The sequence below is a fragment of the Roseovarius sp. SK2 genome (genome assembly GCF_028807495.1).
GTDB classification, from domain to species: Bacteria; Pseudomonadota; Alphaproteobacteria; order Rhodobacterales; family Rhodobacteraceae; genus Roseovarius; species Roseovarius confluentis.
In genome coordinates this window covers 1-22,389 of the sequence record NZ_JARAMK010000017.1, presented here as the reverse complement: position 1 = coordinate 22,389, position 22,389 = coordinate 1, and the positions used below count along the sequence as shown (strand labels likewise).

Sequence of the window (22,389 nt, the reverse complement as noted above, 5' to 3'; positions counted from 1 at the left end):
GACACCAAGGCTGCCTGAGACTGAATACTACGTAAGTATATAATTGACAGTATGGTATATTATCGTAAGGTGGGGGCAGCCTTGGTGGAAGGTGGCAGGAAATAGGGGGTCTTTCTTCGCATGTCTCGTTCAAAACGGCTCACAGATGCGGACCGCATGGAGATCGTTCGCGAGGCTGCGGAAGGCGTTTCCACTTCAGTGCTGGCGGAACGGTTTGGCGTGTCGGTGCGGGCGATCCAGTACACGCTCAAAGCCGATGCGGAGCGCCAGACGGATGCCGCGATCCCGGTCTCAGCGGTCAGTGTGAAGGTCACCGCTGCGGAGCTTGAGGCGCTCGACGCGGTGTTGGCGAAGGCCGGGATCGAGAGCCGGGCCGAGGGTCTGCGGCGGCTCATCCAGGCGGCGGGTGGGGTGTTCGTCCCGGACGCGCAAATGGCGGTCGAGATGGCGCGATACAGGTCCTCTTTGCATGAGGTTGGCAATGGGGTCGCGCAGATCGCCAAGCAGATGACGAAGGCCAACCGGCAGGGGCAGGGGGCTGATGGTGGCACGCGTGCCGAGTTCTCCGAATTGCGCCTCGCGCAGATGCGCGGGCTGGCGCGGTTCATCCTCGATTCCGCCGACGAGATCGACCTGCTCCTGCGGCGCCGTCGCGATGCGATACAGCTCAAGGCCACGGCCGCGTTAAGGGAGTTTGCTCATGCGGCTGAATGATGCGGTTGACGCTGTCACAGGCGAGGTCTTCCGGGACGGCTGGAGCCGGATCCGGGGCTCGATGCAGGGGCTGCATGTCGCCAAGCAGAGCCAGCTTGCGCGCGCGGCGGCGGGGCACCGGCCAGCGGTCTTCAAGGCGATCCGGGGCGGGGGCACGCATACAAAGTCGCAGCTCACAAACCAGCTCGAGTACCTCACCACCAAGTCCACCCATATCGTGGACAGTAGCGGGTTCCTCGATGGAAAAGCGAAGCTCGAGGCGCGTGACATCAAGGATCTGACCGAGCGCTTTGCCAAGCGGTGGGATGCAGGCTTCAAACCCAAGCTGGGCCAGACCACCCACATGCTCATGTCCTTCCCCATCGGCACGCGGGGAGAGGATGTGCGCGACATCGCGACGGATGTGGCCGAGCGGTTCTTCCAGAGTGACGCGGGGCATTTCGACTACATCATCGCGGTGCATGAAGACCGCGATCACCCGCATGCGCATCTGGTGCTGAACCGCCGCTCGCAAGAAGGCGAGTTCTTTTTCCTCGGGCGCAACCATCGCTTCAACTATGAAGATTTCCGCCTCGCCATGGTCGAGGAGGCGGAGAAGTACGGCGTGCGGCTGGAAGCGACGCGCCGGGTGGATCGCGGGGTTGTGCATTACCCGGCCCCCACCCGCGAAGTTTATGCCGCAAAGGAAGAGGGTCGCGCACCCCGCGAGCGCGAACGTGTGGGGCAGGACCTGGCGCGGACGCTGGCGGAGATCGCCAATACCAGAACCGTCTACCATTCGCTTGCCGCGGAAGCCTCCCGGGAGGCCCGCGAGGATATTGCCGCGGCCCTCTTCCGCGCCGGCGAGGTGCTGGCGCGGGGCGGGCAGGTGGATCGAACAGGAGATGTGTATATGGCCGAGGATCAAAGTTTCGAGGATCTGAGAAGCCTCTATGCGGAGAAGCTCGCACGGGTGCAGGGCATGATCGCCGAGAAGCCCGATGCGGAACGTCCCGTGCTGGAAAAGCGCCTCATCGAGATCCAGGCGCAGATCCAGCACATGCAGCCTCTCGGTTTGCGATCATCCACGCTCTCCGAGGCTCCTTCGGAAGGCGGGGTCTATTCTGAGGCCAATATCGACGCCAGCCGGCTGGACCGTCTGGCCGGGCCGGACTTGCGGTCGCGCATAGACACCGCGCTGCGCGGAACCGGGATCAGCACATCTGAAGTGGTAGCCCGGATCGAGACCGGCGCCGCGAGTGCCGCGCTGGAACATCAATGGATCGCCGATGATCTCTCAAAGGTCGCCGAGGCTCGCGATCTGAACCTCGAACGCCGCGCCGATCTGGAGCAGGCGCGTGACATCCTAAATGACGTGCATGTCGAACTTGGCACGCTGTTGAAACGGGAAAACGTGCTGCGTCGGGATGGCGTTGTGGAAACGGAAGCGGTCAGCGAGCGGTTCCATTATCACGAGGGCGCGGTCCGGGCGATGGAAGGGACAATCCGTCAGGAGATGCGCGCTGACGGCCTGACAGCGCAGCAGATCGAGGACCGGGACTGGGAGGTTGTCTCAAGGGCGGAGCGCCGGATCGAGACCGAGCAGCGCGCGTATCTCGAGGCACATCCGGACCTACTGACACGGCCGGGCGATGTGATCGACCGGTCCGAGCCCTACAGGGAGGCCATCACCGATGCTTCCCGCGCCAGCGAGATCGCCCGCGATGTCGACCGGATCATGGAGGCACGCGACCTCCGCACGCCCATTGCGGATGCTGTCACGGATGACTTACGAGCGCGCTATCCGGACATGCCCTCCCACCTCGCCCGTGGGCTCGGCGCGACCTATGCCGCCGTTGTGGAGATCCGGGACACGGAGGCCATCAATCAGGTTCGCCGCGACAACGAGTTGCGCGAGGGGCTTGGGGTTGGCACGCGTGACGAACGTCTAGCCACCCGCGATGAAACGGCGCCGCAGACTGACCGTACCGACCTTCTCGCAGACGAAATCGCGCGTGTCCTGGACCATGAGCGGGCGGGGGAGTTGTCCGCGCCCTTCGAGACCGAGGCGGAGCGGGACGCTTTCCGAACCGAGATCGCGCGGGTGCTGGATGACCGTCAATTGGGCCGGCTCACATCCGGGGATGCCGATGCGCTGGACAAGGTTCTCGAGGACCGCCTCGACCGGCTCTATGTCGCCAAGGTCTACCTGCAATCCGATGCAGCGACGGCCAATACGGAGGCCTTGCGCCAGGTGGTCGATGAACTCGCCGACGCGGAATACGAAAAACACCGCGCGACAGACGTGGATGGCGAGACCGAGCGGGGACAAATCCATTGAGCGCCGCCATGGGAAAGGCGCGGATCGCGACCGGCGTTTTGCTGGTAACGCTGGTGACCGCCGCCATAGGCTACACCATCGCCTCGGCGGTGCTGAGCTACCAGGACCTCGGCTTCGGGGCCGAGATCGATTTCGCCTATATCGCGCAGAACTATCTCGCGATACTCGATCGCCGCCCCGAGGATGCCCAGCTCATCCATCTGATCATCGGCAGCTTTGCCGCCGCCGGCATGATGCTGAGCCTCGCTCTCTCGGGATCGGCCCTGACACGGTTTGGCCAGACCCATTGGCAGAGCGCGCGCGAGATGAAGGCCAATGGCTTCTTCGGGGCGCCCGGCACGGGATTTATCCTCGGCAAACTCGGCCCCCCAAAATCCCGCGCAAAATACATCTGCTCGAAGGTCTTCCCACACGCGCTGATCGTGGCGCCCACGGGTCGCGGCAAGACCACGGGCTTCGTCATTCCGAACCTGCTGACCTGGCAGGGCTCCGCAGTCACCCTCGATGTGAAGGGCGAGTGTTTCGAGGCCACGGCGCGCCACCGCGCCGCCCAGGGCGACAAGGTCTATCGCTTTGCCCCCACCGATTGGGAGGGCAAGCGCACGCATCGCTACAACCCGCTCCTGCGTATCTTTGAGCTGAAAGATCCCGCGCGCCAGCAGATGGAACTGCAGCTTCTGGCGACGCTCTTCCTGCAGAGCGACAATGACCGGGTGCAGGGCCTCCTCAAGGGCGGGATCGATCTCTTTGTGGCAGCAGGCTTGCTGGCCTTCCAGCGCAAGCGTCCCACCTTGGGCGAAATCTACCGCATCGCCGCCTCGGGCGGGAACAAGCAGAAGGAGTATTTTGCGCGGGGTCACGAGGTCGACAACCGGGCGGCCAAGCTGATCTTCACGCGGTTGGCCTCGACCAACAACGACACGCTGACCTCCTACGTTTCGCTCCTGATGACCTCGGGGCTCGATCAATGGCAGAACCCGGCGATTGATGAGGCGACGGCGGTGTCGGACTTTGATTTCCGGACGATCCGCAAGAAGCCCTTTTCGGTCTATCTGGTGGTCCAGCCTCTCATGGTGAAGCCGCTCGCGCCGCTGATCCGGCTGTTCTTCTCCGATCTCCTCTCGGCCATGCAGGAAAAGGATCCCGGGCCGGATGAGCCTTGGCCGGTGATGATCATGCTCGATGAGTTCAACCGCCTGGGCAAGATGCCCATCGTGGTCGAGAGCATCGAGACCTTGCGGACCTACCGCGGTCATCTGGCCGTGGTCACCCAGACAATCCCCGCCCTCGATGAAATCTATGGTGAGAACACGCGCCGCGCGCTGCAGGGGAACGCGGGTGTAAAGCTCTACCTGACGCCTTCGGATGAGAAAACCGTCGAAGAGTTGAGCAAGGCGGTCGGCAAGACCACGAAAACCGTGGTCACGCGCTCCCAGTCCATCGGCAAGAACCCCTTTGAAGGGCGCAGCCAATCCACACGGACCGAAGAGAGCTCCTTGCTCCCCGAAGATGAGGCCCGCCGCCTGCCGCTCGACGAGATCGTCATGGTGATCGATGCGCAAATGCCGGTCCGTGCAAAGCGGATCCAATATTTTGACGACCGGCTGTTCAAGGCGATCCACGCGGCGCAGACGGGTGAGTTGCCGTTTCCGGATCAGGGGGGAGGGGGGCCGCAGGGGAACCTGCCGCTGAGTATGCGCGCCATGCCGATGACACCGCCGTCGAGCGGGCCCCGTGGTTCTGAAGCTGATGTGGAGCGGACACGCGAGGCTGCTGGTGGCCAATCTTCAGGGCAAACCGATGTCGCCACAAAGAAGACCGCGCCCGTCGTTCAAGCCGTTATCGCCGAGGAACAACGACAGATGGAAATGGATTTGGGGGGCCAGGTTGCGGATGCCGAGACAGTGGGCGTGGATGATGAGGCGCAGATGCGCTCTGCCGTTGATGGCTTGGACGATATGGAAGCGATGCTGCGAGAGGACGGCGGTGAAAAGCTGTTTACCCGATAGGGTGGCTAGGATCGTATTTCGATCGAGCGGGCGGGAAGAGGTCTTTCGCTGCACAAGTCTTAAGTGTCTGCTTTGATGGTCGAAATAGGAGTTCATGGTCGCCAAGTCCAAGAGGATCGGTAGATTGTTCGCCCATTCCAGTCCGCGCTGGTCCACATGTTGCGCCTCGGGTTTCCGCCGAATTTCGATTTTTCGTTCAATTTCTTGTAGACGGCTGGAGTCAACCGCGTTGCGAAATCGCTCGAAAGAGAGTTCATTCGTGCAGCATTGTTGGCGGCGCTTCCGACCCATACGAGGTCATTATTGTTGCGAATACCACTCCTCACAACGAGCATCTCTGACGTATCGATTCCAACGGTATGGCGAAGAGAAAATTTGGTCGATGTGTATTGGTCTTTCAGTGCTGGATTGATAGCCTTCTTAACCAAATAGTTGATCTGAAGACCTGTTTTGGCAGCGTCAGAGTTCTTGCTGTCTCCGATAAATACGCCCATCACTCGGTCACCATCGAAGGATCTAACATCTCCCCCGTTTAGCCGGATCACCCTTGTGGCGCAGAGCAAAAACGCTTTGTAAACCTCGGCCGCGAACTTGGCGTCGTATCGATCTACAATCTGCGTTGACCCATCAATGTCTGCGTAGAGTATCGTCGCGGATATTGAACGCCCAACATTTGACAGGCCCAGGTCTTCTGACTTTGGAACAACTTGTCCTTTGGTCTCAGTCCAGGCTGATTTGAAGATGCCCCGAACGTCATCGTGTATCTTGTTCTCGAATTCACTCACTTTTGCTGGAGTTCCTTCGAAGATCTCGATCTGCCAGCCAAGACATGAACGCCAACGCGGCAAGGGAGAGATAGATTATTAAGACAACCCACCACTTCTGCTCGGGGTTCGAGTTGAAATTCCAAAGAAGCGGCAGTTGGTTCTGTGTCCCATCGACTGAAAATGAAAGGCTAAAGACGGTTTGGACTGTTTGAGCAATCATAGCTGCGCCCGAAAGCCAAAACATGTTGCGATAAATCAGGTCTGGATTCATCCGGATAGCAACGAGGGTGCTCAAGGCACCGGCACCGAGGGCCGACAAAATCGCAAACCAAAGTGGAGAGCCCCCAAGCCCAAGCCAAATGCCACAAAGGAGTCCAACTACTGCGCCGAACACTATCGAAGTCCATGTCCAGGCGTTTCCCGGCGATCTACTACTGGTGCCAAGTAATCTTATGTTTTTTCGATTCATGGAATCTACCATGCTCGACAGTCGCGTAGAAAACTCGGTGTGCGTGGACATTAGAGTTCTAAAGTCGTGTGCCGAGATAACCCGTGCTTCCAATTTCTCGGACTCGACACAGACATCTGCGGAGCGAGCAGCACCTGGTTTCATTGCCGCCATTTCGCCAATGGTCTGAGGTGCCTCTCTGGTATCAATGAAGGTTGAGTTGATGGATACTCTGACGGATCCGAACAAAATGAAGTAAACATCATCAGCATCCTCGCCGTGGGTCATTAAAACCTGACCCTTGTCGAACTTAACCAGCCTCGACATGCCAATAATTTTAGCCGCGAGGTCGTCTTCATTGGCAACGAGTTCGCTTCGACAAATGATCTGTCGGTGCTTGTCTAACACTTCTGTCGACAATTGATCATTTTCCACCGGTGGCGGTGGATCGCTTATTTTCTTCTTTCCAAACAAGTCTCTATTTCTTCCAAGTTAAGTATTTTGAGACGGTAGCTGCTCTTATTTCGCATGGCCTTCCCATCCATTTCGAGAGGATCAAAGCCGTAGAATCTAAGGTAATAGAACAGCATTGCCTTGCGCACTGGGAGCTCGAGAACGCCGTCAACCATGCCGTACTCGATCTCAATCTGTTCTCTTTGCCTTGCGGTAAGGGTTGGATCTGCCTGAAGTTTTAGCGCTGCTATTTGTTGCCAAAGTGCGTCTGGGCGCGGATCCGGGCATTCCTCTTGCAATACGCTTGCGGCTTCAATTCTTGAAAGCACAAAGTCTGAGAACCGGCCCTTCTCCACATCATAGGCACGCATGTGCCATCGGTGTCCGTCGCTAGCAATGGCATGAGGGCAAAGCGTTCGTATGGTTTCTGAGTCTGAGCTGAGCGAAACATATCGAACCTCCAAACATGCTTCTGCATCAATTGCATCGAGTACTGATCGAAGAATTTTCGGATCAACCTTGCGAGACGCGATGGCAACAGCGTCAAACTCCGGCAAGTGAGTTGGCCAAATTTCCTCTTTAGTGCGATAGCCTTGATGAAACATCTCCAGATGAAGAAAGAAACCGGAAGACTCCCCGCTGGAGAACTTTGGCTTGAACTTTGAACCCACGACGTAAGATCGGCGTCGCGGGTCGTAGCTCATGTTGCGGGGTGCGATATCAAGATATGTGGTTAGGTCGTTTGTCGCTTGTTGAGGCGATATCTCGAACTGATTTTGCAAGGCCTTGCGACCGATCGAACCTGTCCATTGCAACTGAAAATCGATAAACTCAAAACGTCGCCGTACACTTGGTTTGATGTCCATAGCTTGTCCCCCCCCCTGATGTCTCCCAATTTCTACCATATTGACATTTTCTTGGAAACTCCTATTTTGTATGACCACAGAAAAAACTTTGCGACTCGCTGCCATGCTGAGCCGCTATGTTAGGAGATGAAGATCATGCCTTGGAAGCACTCGGTCGCACGTGATCGTATTCAGAAGCTCTTGGATGAAGTGCCCGAAGTGGATGTCCAGCGCTTCGACCAATATTGGTCGCGATATCAAATCGATAAGGCGCTGCAGACAGCGATGAAGCAGCCCACTACGCCACCGCTTTTCAGCCTACCAAGGGACAAGGCAGTCGTAGTCGATACTGTTCAGATCTATATCTCGATCGTAGGGTACCATGAGATGCGTTTGGACGATGGTCGTGAAACCGAGGGATCTCACGCGCGGGCGCTTAAGGGGCTGCATCTATACTACGGCGCGGCGGATCGCGTGATCGAAGAAACCAGTGCACAAAGGGTCGACTTTCACAGCGGGCGGATGCATGCAGTTTTTCTTGAGACCGGGGGCGGCGGAGTATCGCGAGAAACTATAGGTCAAGCCCTTGCCTTTGTTGAAGATTTCAAGCGCGTAGTCCAATTGGCCAATGATCGGTTGGCCAATGGGGAGTTTGGAACTGAGTTCCGGATCGGTGTTGATGTTGGGACATGCGTTGCGATCAACAACGGGACCGGGTCTGAACAAGAACCGATGTTTCTCGGTTCAGCGGCCAACCATGCAGCAAAGCTTGCAGAAGGTGATACGGCCGGTGTGTACGTTTCAGACCGAGTTAGAGCCGTGCTTGGATATCAAGAAGTTGGCGTGCTCGAAGAGTTTTTGGGGCTGAACGCAAGCCAAATCAGCACGAATTCAGCCTACACTTCTGACGATGGCAGCTTGATGTTTGGCGTAATGAACAGGCAAGCCTTTTCGGAACGAGTTGTAGACACTTGGTCGGGCGATGTTCGAAAGGGGATTGTGGACGACTTAACTTCCTCCGATTTTAGGTTTTCCTTCAAGCAGCCTCCTTTGAGCGAGATTGACTACTCGCAACTCTATCCGAGCAAATCAATCCGGATGCCTCTGGTCTCATTGTTCGCCGACATATCGGGCTACACCAATTTCATCGACGAGGCGGTGTCCGAAGGAAACATTCAGGATGCCGTGCGCGCGCTCTTTGTCATACGCCAAGAGTTTCAAAACGTGGCAGAAGCCGACTTTGGCGGTCGCAAAGTTCGGTTCATCGGTGACAGTATCCATGCTTTGGTTGCAGAAGGCAGCGGCACATCAACTGACGAAGCTAAGAGTGTCGCCACAGCCACACAGTGCGCAGCGGGATTTCATGCTTCCTTCGACCTTTGCAAATCGATGCTTGAGGAGATCGAAAGCCTAGAGCTTGCCGTAGGTCTAGAGCTCGGCCCGACTCCGATTTCGAGGATTGGTATTCGAGGCGAACGATCCGTACGAGTGGCGTCATCAAAGGCCACATCTACGTCGGAGAAAATGCAGCGAGAGTGCAACGAGGGCGGTGTAAAGATCGGACCAGACGCACTTCGTGTTGCTCCCAAGGGCCTTATTGATGTCCTCAGTGATCAGGGGTACGCGAGAGAAGTCGACTACGACGATGTCTCAGCTAGCATTCTTGCGACGCCGACTGAATTGGCTCAACCGTTGTACGCTCGAGCCCACGTCCCCTCGGAACCAAGCCAACCGCGCGCGCATCTCGCAAAGAAATGAACTCTCTTAGGCTACTGCTGAAACACACCCCTTTATGGGTCAGAGTAGAAACAGATAGACCAGCAACGGCGCAGGTAACTTGCGAACCCCAAAAGGCGAGCGGATCGATCGCGGGACACTACCTTCTGAAGCTCGCTCTATTGCACGGAGGAGGCGTTAGCGTGGCGGAGGACGTAGCGGCCAATCATTTCCCCGCTTCCTGTCCTGAGAGACACATCAATCCCGATGCCACCTTTTGTATCTCCTATGGATCAACTGAACCGCTAATCGAAGCGCATGCGGCGATAGCCTGGTGGGAATACCTACGCATGTTCCTCCTTCATCAGGAGTATGCGCGGAAGTATGGAGTGTGGCCTCTTGAAGGAGGTCTTTCTCACGGGGACGCGGCGCGGATTCAGGAAAAAATGGAAGAGCTGGCTGCTCCATTGGGTTGGAAAGAAGAGATCCTAGTCGGCATGTTCCGCGGGAAGGGCTGGTTGGCCAACTCCTTACCCAAGGCATCTCACCGCTTGGATCGATTGCTCAATTCTAGAACTCCTTGCCCGAGGGGTTGCACGCGTCAGGCCGACAGCAATCGTTCGATTGTTTGCCGTCCAGTAGACACCGACCGAGAGATGACAGGTGGGAAACCGATCCTAAGGGCAGAGTGTCCAAACAGATCTGCACTAGAGCGCATTGCTTTACTGGAGCACAGGCGTCGCAAGGCGCAGCACGACTTTATCCAGGATATTTGTAAGGATGCGCCCAAGTGTTGTGGGACGATGAAATACTGCCCTCTGGCCAAATCGAGTTCGTGACCGGTACCCGTCATCGCCGCCCCAACCTAGCCAACCGGGCCAGTTGCGCCAGCATTCGAGACCCGGCCCCCGATGATCCTGTGCCGCTTGCTTGCCCCGTCTGTCCCATGCCTTGCCGCACCGGCATCTGCTGCACGCCGAAGAACTGCCGCGCCTTGAGAGCTGCGTATTCCGCGCCACTTGCCCCGCCGATCAAGTAGCGATTGTAGGCCTGCTGCCCGCCGCAAACTGCATGATGTTGCCCAATCTGGCGCAGACCCAATTGCGCAGGAAGGTCTGGCACAAATCCAGGCACTCTATCGCATCGAAAAAGACCTGCGCGGCCTGCCTGCCGATCAACGGCTTGCTGCACGACAGGACCGCTCAAAACCCAATATCGATGCATTCGAGCTTTGGCTCGCACAAAGCCGTGCACGCGTCTCAGCCAAATCGCCCACAGGAGAGGCCCTGAAATACATCGCCAAATACTGGGACGGGCTAATCCTGTTCCTCGACGACGGTCGCATCGAACTGGATTCCAACCCCGTCGAGCGCACAATCCGTCCCATCGCCCTCAACCGCAAAAACGCGCTCTTCGCAGGTCACGATGCCGGGGCACAAAACTGGGCAGTTATCGCGTCTCTGATCGAAACCTGCAAACTCAATGGGATCGAACCGCATGGCTATCTGGCTGGTGCCATGACAGCCATCGCCGCGGGGCACAAACAGACCGACATCGACCAGCTGCTGCCCTGGAACTACGTCAGATCCGTGTGATCGGCGCACCGCTCTGATGTCTTTTTTCAAGGGGAGAGCCACACGATTGGTTACGCCCGGGCGTTCGTCGTGGTCTGGACGCCCAAGGGTGGGCACGAGGTCTGAAGACGTCGGTGAACAAGCTCTGATGCGCGGGCTGGATACCGCATGACCGATTGTGCGTCTCGGGGCTATTCCTGTCTTACAACGGGCGTCAGCACGAAGCTGGCCACAAAGCGAGTGTCGGATATTCCCCTGCCGTCGACCTCGCGCCCGCCATTGGGCGCGTCGGGGGAGCGAGTTCAGCGCGCAGGCATGGTACGGCGGGCGATGTCCCACATGAATGCGGCCATCTCTCGCGCAATCGCCGTGGTGACGACGGTCGGCTTCTTGCCGCGCCGGATGAGCTGGCGATATCGGGCGGTCAGGCGAGATTGCGCCTTCCAGGCAATGTCTTGGACCTCCGGCGACTGCTCTCTGAGGATGTAGAGCTTCCGCTCTCCCGGTCGTGCCTGCAGGCGGTAAGTCCAGGCCCCCTCGATCAGCTTGTGTCGCACGCGGGCGTTGCCCGCACGGGTGATGCCACCGCGCCTGGTCGTTTTGCCGGTCGAGTATTCGCTCGGCACCAGCCCGAGATAGGCCATCAGTTTCACAGGTGTCTCGAACCGCCGCACATCGCCGATCTCGGCCATGAAGGTGACGGCGCTGATCAGCGCCACGCCCCGCAGCGCTTGAAGCGCGTTCACTGCTGGCGCGAGCGTCCAGTCCGGCACAAGGACCTCGATGTGCCCGGTCAGCCGCTCCAGCCGCTCCGAGGCATTTCTTTCCGCCTGCAACATCTCCTGCAGCGCGATCTGGTGCGCCGGGTGATCGAACGTCAGGGTCTGCAGCCAGCGCCGATAACGCATCGTCCACGGCTTGGAGCGTTGATAGACCCGCCCATGACGCAGAAGGAAGGCCGAGACGAGCTGACGCTTGTGGCGTTGATCCTCTGCGGCACTTTCCCGGGCCCGGACCAGATCGCGCATCGCCTCGTGCGTCTCGTCGGGGACCCAGACTGGGGTCAATTCTCCGGCACGTAGAAGGCGTGCAAGACGCAGGGCGTCAAGTCGATCGGTCTTGACCCGCTCTCCGGCCCTGACCGGAATCAGGGATGGCGCGACCACGCAGCATTCGCAGCCGGCCGCACGTATCTGCCGGTAGAGGCCGTAGCCCGTCGGTCCGGCCTCGTAGCAGGTCGAGATGTCTCCTCGCCCGGCAAGCTTCTTCAGCAACTTGCTGATGCTGGCGGGTGTGTTCTCGAACGTGCCAAGGCTGAGAACCTCGTCCCCACGCTCTCCACCCGCGATCGCGACCGCAAGTTTGTCCTTGGACACATCAATTCCGACGTAGATCGTTCCTTGGGTGTTCCGCATGTCTTCCTCCATCGCAAACCGACGGCACCCGCCGCCCCGCGACCAGCATACAGGCGGATCAGGCAGGGCCGGGTCGGGCCGGTGGAAAAGACATGCGGTCTTACAAAGGAGCGGCACAATCCCGCGACAGGTCCAGTAGGTCACCTGGCTGATGCCTGCCTTACGGCAGATCTCAGACACCGGCGTGCCTTCTTCGCCCTGCTTGATGATGAACGCTTTCTGCGCGTCCGAAAACTTCGATGCCTTCATGTGATTCCGCTCCTCTCCCAGCCGGGAAATCGTAGCGGAAAACTCCAGCTTCAGGCGGTCCAGTTTGCAGGGATCAGATCACCATCGATGCCCAATTTGGCGGCCTTTGATTTACTTATCCGGTGACAGGTGTTTTCGCCTCGAAGAAATCCACGGACGGACGATCATGAAGAAGAAAAACACTGCAATTAGTCCAAGAAAGAAAAGACTATCCGGTCTAGTGAAGAAAATGGAGGGGCTCCCGTCAGTAATGGCAAGGCTACGCCTCATGTATACCTCGAGGTCTGGCCCGAGAATAAAACCCAGCAGAAAGGAGACCATTGGATACCCACCGCGCTGCATGAAATAGGCACCAACCCCGATGGCAAGCGCGGCTCCCATCTGAAACACAGAAAAAGTTGATACATATGCACCTACCATGGCAACAACTGCAATGCTCGAAAAAAGCACCGCCTTGTTGATTGAAACAAGCCGCATGTACCAGGGACCCAAGAACAGAAGAGTGATCGGGATCAGTAGTGCCGCGATGAGCAAAGCTGCCATCATTGGTGTTATTACTGCGAATTGCTCAGTCATCATCTGTGGACCCGGTTGCAGGCCGTTAATGATAAGGACGCCGAGTATCACCGCGGATGTAGTATCTCCCGGTATGCCAAAAGTTAACATCGGAACGAGAGAACCACCGCACATCGCGTTGTTAGCGCTTTCGGAGGCAGAAATTCCTTCTACGGAACCATTGTTGTATTCCTCAGGACGCGAGGAACTGCGTTTCGCCTCTGCATATGAAACAAACGCTGCACTGCTTCCCCCTGCTCCCGGCAGGACGCCAACGAAGTAGCCAATCATCGCGAACTTTATGTAGCGGTAGGTGCCGATGAAGCTGTAGTCGGAACCGCGTGGCAGGAAGTCACGCCAACTCCACTTCACTGACTCGGTTGGGTTGTAATTCAAAGTATTCTTATTCCGAGAGCTTGCCGTAACCTGAACCAATAACTCGCTAATTGCAAAAGCCCCGATGATGACAGCCATCAAATCGATACCCTCAACTAAAGAGGGCAGTCCGAAGGTTTGACGTGCCTTGGAACTTGCCACATCAATTCCAATCGTGGCGACCATGAGGCCAAGCAGCGTAGCGACGATGCCCTTCGCAATGGACTGATCGTTCGAAATAATGATTACGAAAAAGGCGAATAGGATCAGAGAGAACTTCCCGGGAGTTTGTACATACAATGCCGCTTGAGCTATTATAGGTGCTAGTGTCATTAGTAGTACGGCACCAACCACGCCCCCCATCATCGACGCTAGGCCCGCACTGCGCAACGCGCGAGCACCCTCCCCCCGACGCATTAATATGTTGCCTTCATATGCAGTCATAACAGCGCAAGGTGCGCCAGGAATGTTTACTGTTATAGCGGTGATGCTGCCGCCATACTGAGCTCCCATGAAAATAGCGGCGCACATGACAAGCGACGGGGTAATGTCCATCGAATAGGTAATCGGCAAGATCAATGCTATCGCCAATGTGCCTGTCAACCCAGGGATCGCCGCAAAGAGAGTCCCGATCAGGAAGCCGGCTACCAAATACCCGAACACCGCCGGTTCCGCGATTGTTTCGAAGCCCCCAAGAACGTGCAGCAACTGTTCCATCATGTCAGCAATTCCATTTTTGGGAGTTGAATGCCGAAAAGAACGGCAAAGAACAAATATGCGAATAGACTTATTGCCGCGGCCACTACGATATTCAGTGCAATCCCGAGAAAGCCTTTCGACCATCCGAACCGGAAAGTAGACAGCAGTCCCAGTGAGAAAAAGAAGGTGGCCACTGCAAACCCAAGCTTTCGAAACAACAATACATACAAGAGGGAAATCAATATAACGGCGGCCAGCGAAACATATGCGCTGCTACCACTGGGACGAACGGAAGGCTCCAGATCATGCATCTCTTCTAAGGATCTAGGGGCGGACTCTATGTCGTGTCTGACCTTGTGCCGCCTAATTTGCCCCACAATAACCGCCAATAGTGAGAGGTACATTGCAACACTAAGAACGATTGGCATGAAGCCCGCACTAGGTAGCCCGTAACGAAAAAAGGAACCGTTCTGCAAAGCCTCAACAAGATAGGCTGTAGTAGAGATGAAAATAATTATTGGCAGGATCCAGTCACCAGACCGGAAATACGAGAGCTTTTCAGGCATTAAAGTTCCCTCATCGCGAAGTTGAGTAATTCGGGCAACGGTGTTACCGTCGCCCGCCTCCAATTTATAAAAACTGGGGTGAGTTTCAGGCATTGAGGAATGCCGCTATTCGAGGATACCACGTTCCGTCAGGTCTTCGAGAATTTCGAAAACCTTAGCCTGAAAGTTAGTAGCGAATTCCGTAACCTCATCACTCCCCATCCAGGTGGCCGTCACACCGACCTTTTCCGCCCAATCCTGAAACTCGTCGCTGTCCCAAGCGGTCTTGATCGCCTCTTCCAGAATCCGTTTCGCCTCATCAGGCGTTCCGGCCGGAGTAGCAAACAACAAGAAACTCCCCGTCTGAAGGTTAAGCCCTACCTCTTCGCTTGTAGGTACATCAGGAAACCCCGGATTTTCGGTCGCGCTGAACTCGACAAGTCCACGCGCGTCCCCGGATGCCAGCAAGGGTGCAAAATCCCCAAGACTGGTGACCGCCGCGTCGACCTCGCCGGATAGGACGCCTTCTTTCTGACCTGCGCTACCGTCGGGAAATGAAACCACGCGAAATCTAGTATTGGTCATTTCCTGAAGCTGCAAAAGTGTCAGATGCGTCATGGACCCTAGGCCCATAATGCCGACGTTGATTTCTCCTTCCGCTTCCTTTGCCGCTGCAACAAGTTCGTCGAAGGAAGTATAATCTGTATCGCTACCAACGATCATCGCATTAGGTTCGGTGGTGACCAAAGCTATCATATCAAGCTTGTCGAGACTGTAGCCGGGTAGAATTTTTTCCCATGGCACAGTCACGATGCTATCGTAGGTTAAAGCACCAATGGTGTAACCGTCAGCAGACGAGTTCATGAGTCGATTTATTCCGATAGAGGTGACGCCCCCATCCAGATTCTCGACAAAGATGGATTCTGGTAAATCACGTTCAGCGATGCTCATGATTTTCCGAACAACACCGTCGGCACCGCCCCCCGCTCCCCAGGGGACAATAGCTTGAATGGCGCGTTCTGGGTATTCTGCAACAGCTCCAGTGGCAGTTGCTAAAGTAAAAGCACTCACCATGAATGCCGCACTCAGCTTCAGCTTCGATCTCATCAGTCTTCCTCCCTTTTGGCTAGCAAAATACTAGCTCTCTCTCTTCGACCCTTTCCGTGGCAAGCAGCTGCGTAGACTTCACCGAATTGCGTTGAAACCTTTCGTCAACCGATCACAAAGCGTTCCACAGGGACAAAAGAACCTCGTGTGCCATTGAATCATTTGCCAATCTTAGTTGCTTTCCCGACCCTCTTGTTTGGGTTAGCCGCTCCCTCGGCGTGTCTTTCCAGAAGCTTCAGGTAGAGTAAGATTGCCGCATTTATATCGCCCCATTCTCCCGTAGCTTTGCAATTCTAGTGGGATCATACTCGAGCATCTCGGATAAGATTTCATTAGTGTGCTCGCCCAACATAGGAGGTGGCAGACGAACATCGAGTTCGTGACCCTCCATCCGAATGGGGGTACGCATTATCTTGGCCTTCACATCTGGTGCGGCGCTATGTTCGACCTCTTGAACGATGCCGCGTGCCTGAATGTGAGGATCGTCAAAAACTTGGGCAAGGGTGTTGATTGGCCCGCAAGGTATTCCAGCCGTTTGCAGATCGGCCAGCCACTTGGTCGAAGAACGCTTAGTAAACTCTGAGCGGATTTCGATTAGTATCGCTTTGCGATTGACAAGTCGTTGGGTGTTTGTTGCTGACCTTGAATTGTCCACCAGATCAGGTCGCTCGATAGCCTGACAAAGGCGCTCAAACTGATTGTCGTTTCCGACGGCAAGGTTGATGTGTCCATCAGCTGTCGCAAACGTTTCATACGGAACGATGTTCGGATGGGCATTGCCCAACCGTTGTGGCTCCGTACCCCCGATCAAGTAGTTTGAGGCCTGATTGTACAACCATCCGACCTGACAATCGAGCAGCGATATATCTATGTGCCGCCCGGAACCTGTTTGATCACGCTCCCTCAGAGCCGCTAAGATAGACACTGTCGCATACATTCCCGCCATGATGTCGGAAATCGGCACCCCCACCTTCATCGGCATCCCTTCAGTCTCGCCGGTGATGCTCATTAGCCCGCCCATACCCTGAACGACGAAGTCGTAGCCGGGCCGTGTGGCATAAGGTCCTGACTGCCCGAACCCTGTGATGGAGCAATAGACAAGATTTGGGTTGCGGGCGTGGACCGTATCCCAGTCCAGGCCGCGGCGCTTAAGATCACCTACCTTAAAATTCTCGATCAGAACGTCGCTCTTGTCGATGAGGTCATTAATGATCTCTAGACCTTCCTGAGAAGAAATGTCGATGGTCAGGGACCGCTTGTTGCGATTGGTCGACATGAAATAGGCGCTTTCGAGCGTGTCGTTACCGTCACGATCTTTTAGAAAGGGCGGGCCCCAGCCGCGAATATCATCACCCTTATCCGGTCTTTCGATTTTGATGACATCAGCTCCCAGATCTCCCAATGTCTGGGCGCAGCTTGGCCCCGCAAGAATGCGCGATAGATCGAGGACGCGCAAACCTTCAAGTGGCGAATTCATCTAATCCCCACCTGTTCAGAAATGATCACACCAGGGTTCATGATCGACTTGGGATCAAGCGCTTGTTTTGCCGCCGAGAATGCTGCGCTAATCGGTGCAGGACGCTGTTCTTCGTACCATGGCATGTGCAGTCTACCGACAGCGTGGTGGTGGGTTATCGTTCCCCCGGCCTTCATCACGGCATCATAGGCTGCAATCTTGATCTCCATGCATTGCTCACCCATCCGTTCACGATCCGGCAGGCAATGGAAGGTGAAATACGGTGCGGGACCATTGGGGTAGACATGAGTAAAGCGACAGGTAACAGTGCCTGCCCGACCGGTCACACGCTTGATCGCTGCATTCACTGTTTCGATGACTGTGCTATGCAGCTCTTTGAAATCTTTCCAGCACACAGCCGTTTCAAAGGTCTCACGACATATACCGCGCGCGGTCATGTGCTCGCGATAGTATGGCCCTCGAATAAAGGCGTTACGCCATTGACCAGCTACGCTGTTGCGTCCCTGTTCTGTCTCATTAACTGGCGTGCCTCCGAACTCGCGACACAAATCAACGGTTAGATCCAGAATTTGATCGACGGGATAATGTGAGCTTTCATATCCAAGAACCAGAATGGGGCGGGTTCCATCAAATGATCCGGTCAGCTTAGCTTCAAGCGCATCGATCAGCCGGCAGTTATCTGGATAAAGTCCAGATTGCGAGATCGCACGTACCGCTTCAACTCCCTGATCATATTCAGCAAAAGTCACTGTCTTGGTCGCTTTGTGCTTGATCCGGGAAAGAACCCTAATCCAAGCTTCGGTGATAATGCCCACTGATCCTTCGGTACCCATCACGTATCGGTCGGGCGACGGACCCGCACCAGAAGCAGGCAAACGGCGGCTTTCGCTAATTCCACTTGGCGATACCATCCGAATATTTTCGACGTAGTCATCAATATAAGTGCCGTGTGTCGCGTAGTGCCCGGCAGCCCGCGTCGCAATCCAGCCACCAAGCGTCGAAAGCTCAAAGCTTTGAGGATAATGACGCAGTGTGGCATTGTGATCTTTCAATTGTGTTTCCAGGTCGGGCCCATACACCCCAGCCTGCACACGCGCCGAACGGGACACGGGGTCGAATTCCAAAACTTTATTTAAATACCACATGTCGATGGTCACTACACCGGCATAGTTTCCCTCGATTTCAGGATTCACTCCGCCGACTACACTCGACCCGCCGCCAAATGGAATAACCGCAGCACCAATGTCACCAGCCCAGTCTATGATTGCGCGGACGTCATCTTCGGTGCGCGGATAAGCAACCACGTCGGGGGCGTTTCTAAAATCACCACGGAACATCTTAGCGCTGTCCAGGAATGATCGGCCATAGCTATGCAAGGCGCGTTCGTACCGATCAGTGCGACAGATAGTCTTAATTGCCTCCGGGAAAACATTTATTCTGCTTTCAGGCATGTCGATGCTGTCGAGGGTTGGTGCAGCCATTACATCGAAAGAGTCGACGCCAAAGGTACGATGCCAAGTATCTAGAACCGGGGCCATCTCTTCGGCCGTTGCGCTCTGATCCTCAAATCCCCACGCATAAAATTTTCTACGTCTCTCGCTCACAACAAGCCTCCTTAGCAAATTTGCGCTAACGAACAATCATCCAGTTGTTATTCGTTGTGCGCTTAAAGTCCGAAATCGGCCATTGACTTACAACACACTTAATTTTAGTCATTAGTTGAATTTTTGTTACCTGAAGGCTGCATATGGATCCGTGGCTCCCACCACTTAATGGGTTGCGAACCTTCGTTAAGGTGGGACGCGTAGGTAGCTTTGCTAAAGCTGCTAATGAACTGAGTGTGACGCCAGCGGCTGTCAGTCGCTCCATACAATCTTTGGAAGCCTATTTGGGCTGCATGCTATTCCACCGAATGCACCGGAAAATTTCGCTGACCCGCGAAGGGCAGATCTATTTCGACAATGTTGCAGATATCTTTGACCGAATAAAATTAGCTACGCTGGACCTAAAGCAGCAACGCACTGATCGCCCGCTTATTATAAGCGCTTATCCTAGCTTTATTGTCAGCTGGCTTGTCCCGCGTTGGTCACACTACGTACAATCGCATCCTGACGCTCAGCTTCGGATTGTTACAACACTCAGCCATGACGTCCCATTTGAACAAAGAGGCATTGATCTGGCGATCCTTTCGGGCTGCGCAAGTGATCCTCGCTATATTTCGACACGGCTGCTGGAGACGACCCTGGTTCCAGTGTGCCGTCCAGACTACCTTCCTCCTGAGACATTGTTCGGTGACACTGAAGACTGGCAAGACGCATTACTGCATTGCGACACCAGACCCAACGATTGGGATCGATGGTCGAAGGCAAATGGTGTGCCATTAGACACGTCGCGTGGCCAATGGTTTGAAAATGCATCAATGATGTATGAAGCCGCGATGAGCGGGCTGGGTATCGCAATTGGAATTGAAGAGCTGTTAAGCCGCGAATTCGCATCAAACCGACTTGCAGTCGCGTTTCGCGACAACGCTGAGATCGTCTGCCCATTTTATGTCATCCGCCCCAAAAAGACGGAAGATCATCCGTTTTTTCCGACCTTCTTGGATTGGTTACAAGACGAGGTAAGAAAAAGCTCTAAAACATTGTGATCTGCGGCAAATTTATCCGTAAATATAGGTAATCCGCATCCAGCCACTAATTTTGGAAAACCTATACTTCCACTGCTTAACAGAAAAAATTCGTTCCTGGATCTTTTGTGCGGAATTCAGTCCGGGACAAATTTCAAATGTTTTTCGAAGTGGTAATTCCTACGGGAAAAGCGGCACGTTCGAGTCCTTTGGCAAATCGCCTCCAGCGGAGTTGATAAAGCTCTGCGGATTTTGTTAACTCAGCCACGCCTGCAGCGTCGATACTACGCACTGCACGGGCTGGACTTCCGACCACTAGTGTATTGTCGGGAATTTCCTTGCCCTCGGTGACCAGCGCACCCGCGCCAATCAAACAGTTTTTGCCTATCTTGGCTCCATTTAGAATAGTGGCACCCATACCGATCAAAGTGTTATCACCGATGCAACAGCCGTGGATCATCGCACGATGGCCAATTGTGCAGTTTGCCCCGATGTGTATGGGAAACCCAGGGTCAACATGCAGCACGCTGTTATCTTGAATATTTGACCCTACTCCTAAATATATTGTATCGTCATCAGCTCGAAGCACCGCCCCAAACCAAACGCTAGCGTCAACATCAATCTGCACGTCCCCGATCAAAACCGCAGTCGGCGCAACAAAAGCTTCTCCTTCAGTGGGTCCACGAGGTTCGATGTCTTCCAAAGCGAAGAGATGTGCGGTCACGGGTATTGCTCCTTAGTTGAATTGGATCACAAGACTTTGGGCTGCTTATTCAAAGACTGCCAGCTGCTTATTGAGTAACTCCAGCTTGGCTTTTGGCCGCTTTAAAATTGTTAATTCCAAGATGTCAATCGTTTTACAGTTAGTTATGTGGTCACCTGCCCTTTGTCCGACCCTCGTCTCAGCCGCATCAATCTGAATTGAGGGTGACCTGCTTTTGACCTGATGCTGTGGACGGCCTCTGCAGTTTAAAAGGTCTCTGGCGACAATACGTGCCGGTTGAGTGCATCCACATGTTGGCTTAGCCGTAACCTACTGTCCTTCCCCCCTAGAACTGGGCCACTACGATGGCCGAGAGAGTGAGACTTGGAATGGCTCGGAAACGGTATTCGGACAAAGACATCCTGAAGCATCTGCGCGAGATCGAGCTGAAGCTGGCGGAAGGCGGTGATGTACAGTCGGCATGCCGCGCCGTCGGCGTAAGCGACGCGACGTACTACAATTGGCGCCGACGGTTCGGCGGGATGGCGCGTTCACAGCTGTCGGAGCTGCGCAGCTTTGAGAAGGAGAACGCCCGGCTGAAGAAGATCATAGCAGAGCTCAAGCTGGACAAGCTGATCCTGAGGGAAAGCCTGAACCACCTAAAGCCGAGGGCCTGACAACGGAGCACTTGCGAAGTGACAACGTCCTATGTCGGGAAAATCTGGCTGCTTAGGTCAGCAGGTCTTGGGGCATTTGGTACTCCAGATGCCCTGTTAAGGTTGCCCAGACGGGCTCTGCCGTCAAGAAATGATCTCTTCCATAGCAAACACAGGGTACGCGCGATGGCGGCCCTCACCGTCCTCAATACGAGATCCCAAATCCCAAGCAGAAGGCCCGAACATTATCTACGAGGTCAGCGCACTGCCTCCACGGCTCATGTCAGAGAGAGGTCCTTCCGCCTGGGCTCACCCCCTCGAAGAAGGGGCGATAGGGTTCGCCGTGTTTGACCACGGCGTGTACGGTGCGCGCCATCTTGGCCGCGATGGCGGTGTAAGCCTTGCGGCGTAGATGGGCGTTGTGCCGGGCCCTCGAGATGTAGCGTTCGAACTTGTCGCGGAAGCTATTGGTCCGCTTCAGCACAGCGGTCTGGCCGGCCATCCAGAGGGTGCGACGCAACCGGGCATTGCCGTACTTCGAGATCCTGCTCTGGCCGCGGAACATGCCGGACTGGACCGTGGCGAGGTCCATGCCGCAGAACTTCAGGAACTGGCGATGATGCCGAAACCGACGCAGGTCACCGGCCTCGGCCAGGATGGTCATGGCGTTGATCGGGCCGATCCCGGGAATGGTCGTCAGCAACTGATAGTCGGGCAGATCCGACAGCAACTCGATGGCCCGTGCCTCAATCACATCGCGCTGTCGGATTAGGCTTCTCCTTTCGGCCAGCACCAAGCGGAACATGCGGACAGCGTCAGAATCCGGCTGGACTGGCAACCCCACTGAGTCAACCGCAGTCGCATAAATATCTGAAAGTAAGCGTTCTTTGGACACTTTGCGTCCAACCACTTGCCAGGCATCGGCAATGAATGCCTCCCGGTGTCAACGGCGGAGTAAAAACCTGCCACGCGGCGGCGTAAAACCAGGCCAGTGGGGGGGTGCCAAGCGCCATGGCACGCGTGCTCTCCAGATGGTGTTGTCACGTTAACCTGTCGGCAATCGGCGAAGGCATCGCGTTAGTGGGATCAAGCGATGTTCGCAGCCGTTTTCCAGACATCAAGTGCCTGCAACCGAT

General features: G+C 55.6%; 17 protein-coding genes and 3 pseudogenes. 8 read left to right on the top strand and 12 right to left on the bottom strand.

Annotated features, from left to right (window positions below; all coding sequences use genetic code 11):
* Positions 1-120 precede the first annotated feature (120 nt).
* The 3 genes from PVV74_RS21835 to PVV74_RS21825 are packed head-to-tail and all read left to right on the top strand — an operon-like array spanning position 121 to position 5,043.
* Positions 121-714, top strand: coding sequence for a helix-turn-helix domain-containing protein (locus tag PVV74_RS21835; protein ID WP_338020440.1), 594 nt, complete (start codon positions 121-123; stop codon positions 712-714).
* Positions 701-3,034 carry a relaxase/mobilization nuclease domain-containing protein gene (locus PVV74_RS21830; protein WP_274594647.1) on the top strand — a complete coding sequence of 778 codons (2,334 nt, stop codon included), beginning with the start codon at positions 701-703 and terminating at the stop codon, positions 3,032-3,034. Before PVV74_RS21835 ends, PVV74_RS21830 begins: the two co-directional genes overlap by 14 nt.
* 8 nt (positions 3,035-3,042) lie before the next feature.
* Positions 3,043-5,043 carry a type IV secretory system conjugative DNA transfer family protein gene (locus tag PVV74_RS21825; protein WP_274594646.1) on the top strand — a complete coding sequence of 667 codons (2,001 nt, stop codon included), beginning with the start codon at positions 3,043-3,045 and terminating at the stop codon, positions 5,041-5,043.
* A 92-nt stretch (positions 5,044-5,135) separates the two neighbouring features.
* Here the strand turns inward: PVV74_RS21825 and PVV74_RS21820 are convergent, their stop codons facing one another.
* From PVV74_RS21820 to PVV74_RS21810, 3 genes are read right to left on the bottom strand one after another with little or no spacing between them, the layout of a single operon-like run.
* Positions 5,136-5,828 (bottom strand): adenylate/guanylate cyclase domain-containing protein, encoded by a 693-nt coding sequence (locus PVV74_RS21820; protein WP_254704042.1) that lies wholly within the window; start codon positions 5,826-5,828, stop codon positions 5,136-5,138.
* Entirely contained in the window at positions 5,821-6,732 is a 912-nt protein-coding gene (locus PVV74_RS21815; protein WP_152477282.1) for a cyclic nucleotide-binding domain-containing protein, read from the bottom strand. Before PVV74_RS21815 ends, PVV74_RS21820 begins: the two co-directional genes overlap by 8 nt.
* A complete protein-coding gene (locus tag PVV74_RS21810) occupies positions 6,711-7,577 on the bottom strand; it encodes a WYL domain-containing protein (RefSeq protein WP_274594645.1) in 867 nt (288 codons plus the stop codon). The genes PVV74_RS21815 and PVV74_RS21810 overlap by 22 nt, the downstream gene beginning before the upstream one ends.
* 135 nt (positions 7,578-7,712) lie before the next feature.
* Between PVV74_RS21810 and PVV74_RS21805 the strand changes: the two genes are divergently transcribed.
* From PVV74_RS21805 to PVV74_RS21800, 3 genes and pseudogenes are all read left to right on the top strand, one after another.
* Positions 7,713-9,314 carry an adenylate/guanylate cyclase domain-containing protein gene (locus tag PVV74_RS21805; RefSeq protein WP_274594644.1) on the top strand — a complete coding sequence of 534 codons (1,602 nt, stop codon included), beginning with the start codon at positions 7,713-7,715 and terminating at the stop codon, positions 9,312-9,314.
* Complete coding sequence (locus tag PVV74_RS22935) at positions 9,311-10,111, top strand: E2 domain-containing protein (RefSeq protein ID WP_368373169.1); 801 nt, start codon at positions 9,311-9,313, stop codon at positions 10,109-10,111. The genes PVV74_RS21805 and PVV74_RS22935 overlap by 4 nt, the downstream gene beginning before the upstream one ends.
* Positions 10,112-10,315: 204 nt before the next feature.
* Positions 10,316-10,867: pseudogene (locus PVV74_RS21800) on the top strand (IS66 family transposase); the annotation flags it as partial.
* 281 nt (positions 10,868-11,148) lie between these two features.
* Here the strand turns inward: PVV74_RS21800 and PVV74_RS21795 are convergent.
* The 7 genes and pseudogenes from PVV74_RS21795 to PVV74_RS21765 form a co-directional block, all read right to left on the bottom strand.
* Entirely contained in the window at positions 11,149-12,261 is a 1,113-nt protein-coding gene (locus PVV74_RS21795) for an IS110 family transposase (protein WP_274594674.1), read from the bottom strand.
* A 111-nt stretch (positions 12,262-12,372) separates the two neighbouring features.
* A pseudogene (locus tag PVV74_RS21790) lies at positions 12,373-12,510 on the bottom strand (transposase); the annotation flags it as partial.
* Between the two features lie 111 nt (positions 12,511-12,621).
* Entirely contained in the window at positions 12,622-14,160 is a 1,539-nt protein-coding gene (locus tag PVV74_RS21785; protein ID WP_274594643.1) for a tripartite tricarboxylate transporter permease, read from the bottom strand.
* A complete protein-coding gene (locus PVV74_RS21780) occupies positions 14,157-14,798 on the bottom strand; it encodes a tripartite tricarboxylate transporter TctB family protein (RefSeq protein WP_274594642.1) in 642 nt (213 codons plus the stop codon). Before PVV74_RS21780 ends, PVV74_RS21785 begins: the two co-directional genes overlap by 4 nt.
* A gap of 12 nt (positions 14,799-14,810) precedes the next feature.
* Positions 14,811-15,791: a Bug family tripartite tricarboxylate transporter substrate binding protein gene (locus PVV74_RS21775; protein ID WP_274594641.1), complete on the bottom strand. Its 981-nt coding sequence runs from the start codon at positions 15,789-15,791 to the stop codon at positions 14,811-14,813.
* Between the two features lie 259 nt (positions 15,792-16,050).
* Entirely contained in the window at positions 16,051-17,268 is a 1,218-nt protein-coding gene (locus PVV74_RS21770) for a CaiB/BaiF CoA transferase family protein (RefSeq protein ID WP_274594640.1), read from the bottom strand.
* On the bottom strand, positions 17,265-18,872 hold the full coding sequence (locus tag PVV74_RS21765; protein ID WP_274594639.1) for an FAD-binding oxidoreductase: 1,608 nt from the start codon (positions 18,870-18,872) through the stop codon (positions 17,265-17,267). Before PVV74_RS21765 ends, PVV74_RS21770 begins: the two co-directional genes overlap by 4 nt.
* A gap of 143 nt (positions 18,873-19,015) precedes the next feature.
* Here PVV74_RS21765 and PVV74_RS21760 point away from each other — a divergent pair, with 143 nt between their 5' ends.
* The gene (locus PVV74_RS21760) at positions 19,016-19,915 is read left to right on the top strand and encodes a LysR substrate-binding domain-containing protein (RefSeq protein ID WP_274594638.1); all 900 of its coding nucleotides are present in this window, start codon (positions 19,016-19,018) and stop codon (positions 19,913-19,915) included.
* A gap of 133 nt (positions 19,916-20,048) precedes the next feature.
* Here the strand turns inward: PVV74_RS21760 and PVV74_RS21755 are convergent, their stop codons facing one another.
* Entirely contained in the window at positions 20,049-20,618 is a 570-nt protein-coding gene (locus tag PVV74_RS21755) for a gamma carbonic anhydrase family protein (RefSeq protein ID WP_274594637.1), read from the bottom strand.
* Positions 20,619-20,986: 368 nt separating this feature from the next.
* Here PVV74_RS21755 and PVV74_RS21750 point away from each other — a divergent pair, with 368 nt between their 5' ends.
* The gene (locus PVV74_RS21750; protein ID WP_274594636.1) at positions 20,987-21,274 is read left to right on the top strand and encodes a transposase; all 288 of its coding nucleotides are present in this window, start codon (positions 20,987-20,989) and stop codon (positions 21,272-21,274) included.
* A 262-nt stretch (positions 21,275-21,536) separates the two neighbouring features.
* Here the strand turns inward: PVV74_RS21750 and PVV74_RS21745 are convergent.
* Positions 21,537-22,196, bottom strand: a pseudogene (locus tag PVV74_RS21745) (IS110 family transposase); the annotation flags it as partial.
* Between the last annotated feature and the right edge of the window lie 193 nt (positions 22,197-22,389).